9 protein-coding genes and 3 pseudogenes are annotated in these 9,458 nt (G+C 69.9%); 7 read left to right on the forward strand and 5 right to left on the reverse strand.

The window, feature by feature from the left end:
• Positions 1–84 precede the first annotated feature (84 nt).
• Entirely contained in the window at positions 85–666 is a 582-nt protein-coding gene (locus tag ACZ6R6_RS46345) for an MFS transporter (protein ID WP_470103594.1), read from the forward strand.
• Between the two features lie 145 nt (positions 667–811).
• Positions 812–1,128: pseudogene (locus ACZ6R6_RS46350) on the forward strand (transposase family protein); the annotation flags it as partial.
• A gap of 10 nt (positions 1,129–1,138) precedes the next feature.
• Here the strand turns inward: ACZ6R6_RS46350 and ACZ6R6_RS46355 are convergent.
• Positions 1,139–1,501 carry a hypothetical protein gene (locus ACZ6R6_RS46355; RefSeq protein WP_470103595.1) on the reverse strand — a complete coding sequence of 121 codons (363 nt, stop codon included), beginning with the start codon at positions 1,499–1,501 and terminating at the stop codon, positions 1,139–1,141.
• A 96-nt stretch (positions 1,502–1,597) separates the two neighbouring features.
• The gene (locus tag ACZ6R6_RS46360) at positions 1,598–1,816 is read right to left on the reverse strand and encodes a hypothetical protein (RefSeq protein WP_470103597.1); all 219 of its coding nucleotides are present in this window, start codon (positions 1,814–1,816) and stop codon (positions 1,598–1,600) included.
• A gap of 218 nt (positions 1,817–2,034) precedes the next feature.
• Between ACZ6R6_RS46360 and ACZ6R6_RS46365 the strand changes: the two genes are divergently transcribed.
• Both ACZ6R6_RS46365 and ACZ6R6_RS46370 read left to right on the forward strand, forming a co-directional pair.
• Positions 2,035–2,853, forward strand: a complete 819-nt coding sequence (locus ACZ6R6_RS46365; RefSeq protein WP_470103599.1) for an MBL fold metallo-hydrolase — start codon at positions 2,035–2,037, stop codon at positions 2,851–2,853.
• Positions 2,819–3,076, forward strand: a pseudogene (locus tag ACZ6R6_RS46370) (tyrosine-type recombinase/integrase); the annotation flags it as partial. The gene ACZ6R6_RS46365 and the pseudogene ACZ6R6_RS46370, both read left to right, overlap by 35 nt.
• Before the next feature lie 189 nt (positions 3,077–3,265).
• On the opposite strand, the pseudogene ACZ6R6_RS46375 reads toward ACZ6R6_RS46370, so the two are convergent.
• Positions 3,266–3,427, reverse strand: a pseudogene (locus ACZ6R6_RS46375) (hypothetical protein); the annotation flags it as partial.
• Here ACZ6R6_RS46375 and ACZ6R6_RS46380 point away from each other — a divergent pair.
• The gene (locus tag ACZ6R6_RS46380; RefSeq protein ID WP_470103601.1) at positions 3,426–4,583 is read left to right on the forward strand and encodes an erythromycin esterase family protein; all 1,158 of its coding nucleotides are present in this window, start codon (positions 3,426–3,428) and stop codon (positions 4,581–4,583) included. The pseudogene ACZ6R6_RS46375 and the gene ACZ6R6_RS46380 overlap by 2 nt on opposite strands.
• A 213-nt stretch (positions 4,584–4,796) precedes the next feature.
• Here the strand turns inward: ACZ6R6_RS46380 and ACZ6R6_RS46385 are convergent, their stop codons facing one another.
• Positions 4,797–5,906 (reverse strand): SGNH/GDSL hydrolase family protein, encoded by a 1,110-nt coding sequence (locus ACZ6R6_RS46385; RefSeq protein ID WP_470103602.1) that lies wholly within the window; start codon positions 5,904–5,906, stop codon positions 4,797–4,799.
• Between the two features lie 309 nt (positions 5,907–6,215).
• Complete coding sequence (locus ACZ6R6_RS46390) at positions 6,216–6,698, reverse strand: anthrone oxygenase family protein (RefSeq protein WP_470103603.1); 483 nt, start codon at positions 6,696–6,698, stop codon at positions 6,216–6,218.
• A gap of 846 nt (positions 6,699–7,544) precedes the next feature.
• Here ACZ6R6_RS46390 and ACZ6R6_RS46395 point away from each other — a divergent pair.
• Positions 7,545–8,720, forward strand: coding sequence for a sensor histidine kinase (locus ACZ6R6_RS46395; RefSeq protein WP_470103605.1), 1,176 nt, complete (start codon positions 7,545–7,547; stop codon positions 8,718–8,720).
• Positions 8,717–9,379: a response regulator gene (locus ACZ6R6_RS46400; RefSeq protein ID WP_470103607.1), complete on the forward strand. Its 663-nt coding sequence runs from the start codon at positions 8,717–8,719 to the stop codon at positions 9,377–9,379. The genes ACZ6R6_RS46395 and ACZ6R6_RS46400 overlap by 4 nt, the downstream gene beginning before the upstream one ends.
• Positions 9,380–9,458 lie beyond the last annotated feature (79 nt).

Consider the following 9,458-nt stretch of genomic DNA (forward strand, 5'->3'; position numbering starts at 1 on the left):
CTCAACCCGCCGCTGCGGGCCGAGGACGAGGCGGACGGCGAGGCAGCAGGCCGGCCCCGGCGCCGGGAGTGGCTGGGAGCGCGCATGGTCGCTGTTCTGACGATGGGGTTCGGCGTCGCGATGCCGCTCAGCGGCGTCGACCTGGCCATCGTCGCCACTCTTCAAGAAGCCGGTCAGGTCTCGTGGGCGGCCGTGGTCGTGGCCGTGTTCGGGGTGACATCCGTCGTGGGCGGTCTGGTGTACGGAGCGCTGCCCCGGCCGATGCCCATCTGGCTGCTGCTCGGCCTGCTCGGGCTGGTGACGATTCCGGCCGGACTCGCCCATGACTGGCCTTGGCTGTGTGTGGCCGTCATCGGTGCCGGGCTGCTCACCGCACCGGCCCTTTCCATGGTCTCCGACGCGGTGAGCCGGCTGACGCCGGCCGGTGTGCGAGGTGAGGCGACCGGCCTGCAGTCCTCGGCGGCGAGCGCGGGGTTCGCGCTCGGCTCCCCGGTCGTGGGGGCGGCGATCGACGCCTCCGTGCCGACGGGCGGCTTCGCGGCGGCCGGCCTGCTCGCCGCACTGACGGGATACCTGCTCTCGCGCCGGTCACCCGCCGCCGCGGCGTCCCCGTCGTCCTCGTCGCAGGCACTCGAGCCCTGCGACGCCGTCGCGCCGGCCCCATGACGTCAGCCCGGTACGGCTATGGGCGTACGACGCCGGTGACGAGCCGGGTACGGCCATGGGCACGTTGCCCGAAGATCGTGATGTGTGCTCCTTGAATTTGATGGAGGAGAGGAAGTTTCACGCCGGACTGCCGGACCAATGGCCGGCAGCCGACCGCGAGTGCCGCCCTGTGGCGTTTGTCCTGACCGCGGGACAGGTCGCGGACAGCCCGCAGTTCATCCCCGTGCCGGGGAAGACGCGGGTCAGCGGGCCTGTCGGCCGGCCCCGCACCCGGCCGGACGCGGTCGCCGCCGATAAGGCCTACCCGTCCCGTGGCAACCGCCCCCACCTGCGCAGACGCGGCATCAGGCATGGCGAGGCATCGCCACCCGCTACGGCAAGACCCCGGAAAGCCACCTCGCCGGACTCCACCCGCGCGCCTCGATGATCTGGATCAAAGACCTCACCCAGGCCGTCTCTTGATCATGACCCGCTACACGCCCTGGCGCAGCCACCGTACAGCGGCGTCGGCGCAATCCTCGGGGCTGCTGTTGAAGGCGATGGCGGCGTCGGGCGCGTGCCGCCGGACCAGGTTGACCACCTTCTCGAAGAATTCGAGCAACGGCTCGTGCGTGCGGATGCCGCCCCCGATCACCACACAGGCGTAGTCGTTGCGGGTCAGCGCCTCAACGACCGCTCCTTCGGGGTTCTCCTCGAGTGCCACCAGGCAATAGTCGGCCTCGATGCCCTGATCGTCGAAACGGGCCTGACCGCGTGCTATCGCCGCCTGAACCGGCTCCGGGTCCCAGCCCTGGATCTTGGCGGGATCAAGGCCGACCACCAGTACTCGCGCCACTGCGCCTCCCTGCCCTTGCCGGAACGTCTCCACGCCAGTGCGATGGTCGAAGGTGGTGCCTGGAGTCATCGTCGCACACGCGTCACGCAAGACGACCTAACGGACCAGGCCCCGCCGTGAGGGCGAATCCCGCAGATTGATCACGACTCGATACGCGGCCTGGCTGGTGGCGCCGGAAGCGGGCCAGAACGGATCGTCGGCCGCCTCGGCGCCCTCGTAGGCGATGGCCGCGATCCGCTCGGCACTCATGTACTGGGTGAACAGGCTGATGCCGTCATGAAGGGTCCGCTGCGCGCTCCCGTGCAGGCCAGGCACCCCACAAGTTCTCCCGCTGCCCTCGGCGCGGACGACCAGCGACGGAACGTGGTCCAGGCGATGTTGCCGCCGGACAAGACCACACCGATTGTGCCGGAAGAGATCTGTGTGGACATCCGCACCGTTGCGGGACGCCTCGGCCACGCATGCGGGGAACGGCTACTTTGCCGGTCTACGCCGCATGGGTAGAAGAATCAGACCGACACGCCGGAGGTTCCATGCGTCTGATCTCGAGTGGCCAGCACCATGCCACGTTCGAATTCGGCGATCTGCAGGTGATCTCGTTGCGAGACGGGTACATCGACATGCCACCGACACGGCTCCGCGACGAGGATGGGAGCACGCTCGATGAGCTGCCGGCCGCCGTCCCGCTGGCGGGCGAAAACTTGCGGCTGTCGGTCAACGCCTTCTTCGTCACCGACGGCACACGGTCGGTTCTCATCGACACCGGCGCGTCCAACGCCTGGCACGACCCCACCATGGGATTGATCTACGATGCGCTCGACGAAGCGGGAATCGACCGCGCGCATGTCACCGATGTGGCCATCACCCACAGGCACGAAGACCACGTGAGCGGCCTGATCGCGCCGGACGGTTCAGAGGCGTTCACCAAACTCGAGCGCGTGTGGATCGGCGCGGGCGACACCTCGGTGTTCACGGGGCGGCTCGAGCCGATCCGCGACCGGGTCGTACCCGTGTCGGAGAAGGTCGCGATCAACGACTGGACCACCGCGATCCCGACACCGGGCCACACACCCGGTCACACCGTCTACGACGTCAGGAGCGGCACCGGCCACCTTCTCGTCTGGGGCGACACCGTTCACGTTCCCACGCTCCAATTCGATCAGCCGAACGTGTCCTGGGAGCTCGACGGCGACCAGTCCCAGGCCCGCGCCGCGAGAGCGGCCCTCCTCGAACAACTGACCCAACCACACCACTTCGTAGCCGGCGCCCACCTCGACTCACCCGGCATCGCCCGCGTAACCCCCTCCGGCGACGGTTATGCGCTGGAATACCTCGCACCACCGATCGGCTGATCGAGCCTGTCGGCTCCGGGCCGCGCTCGACGACTTCCACCTGCGGCGCGGCCTGGGCAAGGCCGCCATCGCCCGCGCCCAGGCCGCCGGTTTGGAGGACCCCACCACCGCCCACATCGGCCGCCACCCCTTCGTCGCCCAGCTGATTCGCGGCGGCGAAGACCTCGTCACCGTCGCTGAACCGGCCGGCCACTCCCGCCTCGACACGCTGCGCATCTACAGCCAGCCCACCGACGACGAACAGGCCGCCCTGCGCCACCTCCGGCGTCCCGTGACCGGCGACGACAGGGCCAAGATCTGCAAAGCCCTCGAAGCCGGGCTGCCCGAAGGATCGCTCACCGAGTGCGGCCCGTTCCTGTGCTACCTCGGTGCGGTAGCCGTGGACGGTGCGTTCGGCGGCGGGCAGGATGCCGGCGTCCTCGTAGTCCCTGATCGCCTGGGTGGGCAGGCCGTGCTCGCGCGCTGGGTCGACTGGCCCCATGGATGCATCACCGATTGAAGGTTCATCGCGACAAGAGCGGGGATTTTCAGGGAAAAGTTTACATCGAATGTTCAACGATACCGTTGAAGGCATGGATATCAAGGACACAGCCCGTCCGTTCGATGGCGCAAGCGTCTCGGCGTTCCTGCGGTCGTTGCCCGCCAAGCCCCTGCTGCTCGGCCTGGGCGAGGCCAGGCACTTCGTGGGAGAGCTGGGCGAGTTGCGCAACGAGATCTTCCGGCATCTGGTCGAGCACGAGGGCTACCGGTCGTTCGCCATCGAGAGCGACTGCCTCATGGGCCTGGTGGTGGACGACTACGTCACGACGGGCGCGGGCACGCTCGACGACGTCATGGAACGCGGCTTCAGCCACGGCTTCGGCGCCCCATCGGCCACCCGCGAGCTCGTGCGCTGGATGCGGGCCTACAACGAGGAGCATGACGAGAAGCTCCGGTTCTTCGGCTTCGACGGCCCTCTGGAATATTGGGCGGCGAGCCCGCGTCAGGCGCTCACCGCCCTCTGCGCCCTCCTCGAGGGCCCGCTCCCCTGCACCGGGGAGACCCTCGACACGCTGCTGGGCCCGGACGACCGGTGGTCGAACGAGGCCACGGTCATGGATCCGTCCCAGTCGATCGGCCAGTCCGCCGACGCCCAGCGGCTGCGACTGATCACCGACGACCTGGTGGCGCTGCTCGACACGCAGATGCCGCGGCTGAGCACGGAGGACAGGGAGCGGGCGGCACTGTACGGGCGCACCGCCGTCGGCCTGCTCCGCTACCACTACTGGATGGCCGACGCGTCCCCGGCGCGGGTGGCGCGGCTGTCGGCCCTGCGGGACGCGATGATGGCCGCCAACCTGCGTGCCGTCGCCGAGCGCGGCCCGGCCCTGGTCTTCGCCCACAACCTCCACCTGCAGCGGAACAAGAGCCTCATGCCGCTCGGCGACCAGCTGCTGGAGTGGTGGAGCGCGGGGGCGATCACCGAAGCGCATCTGGGCGACCGGTACGCCTTCCTGGCCTCGGCCCTCGGCACGGCCGGCGACAACACCCCGCCCCCGGACACCGTCGAGGGCATCCTGTCCACGCTCCCGTGGGATCACTCTCTCGTCGACGCCCGCCGCCTGGCCGAGGCCGTCACGGAGCCCGCCCCGCGCATCTCCCACGATTTCGCCTATTTCCCACTGGACCCGGCCCAGCTCGACATGATCGACGGCATCGTCTTCCTCAAGCAGGCTGTCAGGCTGGATTGACAGGCGCGGTGTGTGTCAGCCTGGGCTGACACACACCGCGCATCAGCAACACCGGAGCCCCCTGCACATCTCACGCGGAGGAGGCTCCTCGCCGTCAAGGCACCCGGGGGCAGCTCGGGTTCATGACCTGCGACGACAGCGATGAGCCCGATGGGCCGCGCCCGCGAGCAGCCTGGGCGGGCGGGCCTGCACACCTCCGTTCAAGGGGTCGCGTCAGTGGAGGTCGGCGAGGTCGACGGCGTGAGCCGTCGCGCGATAGCCGATGTCGTTGAGGTGCAGGTGGTCACCCAGGTCGTAGGCGGGGTTGAGCTGGTCCCCGTCGGAGGGTGAGGCCAGTGTGCGGTCGAGATCGACCACCGCGTCGTACTCGCCCGACGTGCGGATCCAGGTGTTGACCTCATCCCGCTTGGTCTCGCTGCGCTCGCTGTGATACCGCGATCCCTTCATCGGCGGCAGGGTGGCGCCGATGACCCGCAGCCCCTTGGTGCGGGCCTGCCGGATCAGGTCGCGGTGCCCGGCGATGATCTGCTGGGCGGAGACGTCGGTGGGTGGCGCGCCGATCGGGGAGGGGGCCTCGCTCATGCCGATGTCGTTGATGCCCTCCAGAATGATGACCGTGCCCACGCCGGGCTGACCGAGGACGTCGCGCCGGAAGCGGGAGACGCCCTTGTCGCCGAGCCACACGGAGTCGACCGTCACCCGATTTCCGCTGATGCCCTGGTTGAGTACGGCGCGAGGCCGACCGGCCGCGGCCAGGCGCTCGGCCAGTTCGTCGGGGTAGCGGTTGTCGGCGTCCGCGCTGGAGCCGTAGCCGTCGGTGAGGGAATCGCCGAAGGCGACCACGCCCTGGCGTCGCGCGCCGCCGACGACATCGACTCCGCTCAGGTAGTACCAGGACTGGGAGGTCTCGGTGAACGCCGTGCCGCCGACGTCTGCCCGGTGGTCGCCGGCGGACCGGTAGCTGGTCGCCGTGGCCTGGGCATGGTAGGTCGCCGGGCCGGTCGGTTCAGCCAGGTAGAGCGTGATCGTGACCGAGTTCAGGGCGTCCAGCGGCAGCGGTACCGCATCGCTGGTGATCTCGGCGCCGGCCGGTACGGTGAAGGCCCGGGCCCGGTTGACGGTGAGATGTCGGAGCGACCCGCGCCGGACGGCGGCGCCACCCGCAGTGCGGGCGACGGTGGCCCCGGCAACCTTCAACGGGGTGGTGCCGTAGGCGTTGGACAGGCGGATCCGGGCCGCCACGCCACCGGCACTGACCCGGACCACCTGGCGGATCGTCTGATGGGCGAAACCCTGCTCCGACCAGTTCGGGGTGTAATTCACGCCCGGTCGCTGCGGTGAGGCCGCCCAGGTCGCGACCCAACCGCTGGGCGCGCCAGCGGCAGAGGCCACCACGGACGACGCGGACGCCGCCCCGGAGCCGGCCGTCACCGCGGCGAGCATGAGGGCCAAGGCGGACGCCAGTCGCCAGGGTTGGACATGCATGGGTGTCTCCTAACTGTTGCCCGCGCGCGGAGCACGTGCGCGGGCACTCAGGATGGTCAGGATGGATGGGGAGTTCCCGCCACGGGTCATCTCCACGAGGAGGGACACGGATCGCGGCGTGGTCTCGGGGAGGCAGCGAGGCCGCCGTCATTCAGCGGTGCTGGGCTTCTTGAGCCGGTCACCGACGGAGACGAGCAGGACGACGAGGAGGAACGCGACGAACGCGGTGGTGGTCCGCAAAAAGTGGAACGCCTCCCACCGCTGCAGGATCGTCGCGTGATCGGCTGGGGCCGAGGTGACGGCCCACCGCTTGATCTGGCCATTGATGGGGACGTTGCCGAACCGGGTGACCAGGAACGAGGTCACGGCCAGGGCGGCCGCGCCCGCAGCGAGGAGCCGTGGGACGGCGTGCGTCATGACGGCGAGCACGAGTGAACTGGTTATCGCCATGGCCATCAACGTCTGCATGACGACGCCGTTCACCTGCATCAGCGCCGTGTGGAACGTCAGGCGCACATCGAGGGGCACGATCCGGAACGCGTAGGCGACGTTCACGGCCCCATAGCCGAACGCGCCGGAGAGCAGGCCCGTGGACAGCAGCGCGAACGCTTTGACGGGTCGGACGAGCACGTTGGGATCTCCTGTGAGAGCGAAGAGGACAGGCGCCCCCGGTGGCCGGGGCGGCGAAAGTCGGGCGGTGCTCGCGGGCCACGACGACGTGACTTCCGCAGAGGGGTCATCCGGGTTTCTTCATGGAGAGATCGTCGCCGTGCCGAGCACCCGCGGTCGTCGTTCGTGGGGAGTGCGTTCGGCTACCACGCTGGGAGTAGGTACGGGTTCCCGCCTGGCGTGGATGAAGGAGGTCCGGTGTCATCGCCCAGCTGGCCGGGGCTCCACCGTGGCTGTGGTGGAGCCTGCACCTGGCCTGTCACGCAGCCGGTGGATGGGAGCCCGGGCCGGCCGGACTGCGGGCGCTGCGCGACAAGACGCTGGACGTCGATCTGCTCACGGTGGTCGTGGCCATCGGCGCCGCCGCGATCGGGCAGGTCTTCGACGGCGCACTGCTGGAGGAGCTGGCCGGCCTCCTGCTGTGACCGACGACCGCCATACACCGGACGTAGCTCCCAGCCGCACGCGCTCCCGCGCCGGCGTGACCGCGCACCCCGGACGGCGCGGGTCCGCAACCTGGTGATGGCCGAAGACCCGTCGTCACAAGCGTGATCAGCGAATACCACCACGCCGCCTGACCACGGCTCAGGACAGCGTCTGCCCGCCCGCCCCACGTTCTGCCCGCGCGCGGTCTTCTGGGACGTCGGCCGCTTCGACGGCTCGGCGTTCGATGAGGCAGCTCGTCGACGGGCTTCACCGGCGAGTTCGTGGCGGGGCGCCAGAATCGGCCTGCCCGCCGCTGGCTATCCTGTGGCACGTCGAGCCAGGCACGGCTCCCCACCACGAGCCCACCGGAAGGCGACAACCGTGACAGCCCCCCAGCGCCGGAGCACATGGCCGGCGACGACGGTGGTGGCGCACGTGGTCCTGGCTCTCCTTACGGTGATCATCCTGGCGGGCGTCTGGCACCTCGGCGCGGACCTGTGGCAGATCTTCGCCGCGGCGGGTGCTGTCGTCCTGCTCCATGTGGGAGCGGTGGTGGCCCATCGACGGCCGTGGGTGGGGTACGCGATCGGCGCGCTGGCGATGCTCGTCCTGGTGTTGACGCCCTCCCTGGGTTGGTCACCGAGCATGCTGCCCTCGGCTGTGTGCTTCCCCCTCACGTTGTGGCGGCTGACCAGCCTGGTCTCGGTCAGGTCCTCGGTGGTTGCGTTGGCCGTCGCCGCGCTCGGGGTCGTCCTCACCGAGCTGGTGGCGTGGGCCCGGCTGCCCCCTGACACCCCTTGGTGGACCCGTCTGGTCGAGGGTGGGCTGCTGATGCTCGTGGTCGGCGGTGTGTGGCTTGCGGCCCTGCTGGTACGTCGCAGGCACGAGGCCGACCGACGAGCCGAGAGCGAACGACTGGCCGCGGCGGTCGCGGACGAACGGGCCAGCATCCGCCGCGACCTGCATGACGTGATCGCCCACACGGTCACCGTCATGGTCGCGCGGATCGAGGCCGCGGCGGTGACGACGGCGGATCCGGCGACCCGCCGCGAACTCGGCGACATCGCCGAGGCCGGCCGGGACGCCCACCAAGGTCTGCGAGCGATGCTGGCCACCTTGGGCCCGGCCACCGTGGCGCCGCGCGCCGATTCCCGGCCCAGAGAGGTCCCGATCTCGCTCGATGCCCTCCCTGACCTCGTGGCCTCGGCGGCGAGCCCGCTCCATGCGGTGACCTTCGCGGAGGTGGGTGAGCGACGGCCACTGAGCCTGAGTGCCGAGGTCGCGGCGGTCCGGACCGTGCAGGAGGGCATCACCAACGCGCTGCGTCACCTCGAACCACCGGTCGAGGTGACCGTTGGCCTGCGCTGGACCCCGGCCGAGGTGGTGGTGGAGGTGCGCGACGACGGCGGCAAGGCGCTTCGCGAGGTCGGCAGCCAGGGGACCGGCTTGATAGGGATCGAGGAACGTGTGCGTACCGCAGGCGGCACCCTGTCGATCGACGACGGGGACGACGGGTGGGTGCTGCGGGCGCGGCTCCCCACGAAGGAGGGGTCATGACCGGGATCCATGTCATGCTCGTCGACGATCAGGAGTTGCTGCGGGCCTCGCTCCGTACGGTGCTGTCGGCCGACGAACGCATCGAGGTCACCCACGACGTCGCGAACGGCAGCGACGCGATCGAGGTCGTCCGGCGGCACCGCCTCGACGTGGTACTGATGGACATCCGCATGCCGCGCATGGACGGGGTCGCCGCCACGGCGGAGATCGTCAGGATCGCACCGGCGACCCGGGTGCTCATGCTGACGACGTTCGATGACGACGAACTGGTCGTGGCTGCCATCCGGGCCGGCGCGAGCGGCTACCTGACCAAGGACGTCCGGCCCGCCGCCCTGGCCCAGGCCGTGTGTGACGTCGCCTCCGGGACGTCGGCGCTGGCCCCGGGGGTGGCCGCGACGATCCTCGATCTCGTACGGCAGGTGCCGATGCGGAGGACGGCGGCCCTGGACGGCCTCACCCCACGTGAGGCCGAGATCTTCGGCCTGCTCGCCCGCGGCAGGTCCAACAGCGAGATCTGCGCGGAACTGGTGCTGAGCGAGAACACGGTGAAGTCGCACGTCCGGGCCATCCTGCAGAAACTGAACCTGCGCGACCGCGTGCACGCGGTGATCCACGCGTACGAGAACGGGCTCGTGGGCCGCGGCGATCTGCCTGACTGAGATTCCATCCTGCCGGGTGGTGCCGTCTCACCCCTTAGGGTGATGTCGGCCGGTGACGCCCGGCCTAGGTTCGACGTCG

It is taken from the genome of Streptosporangium sp. NPDC048886 (genome assembly GCF_055586905.1).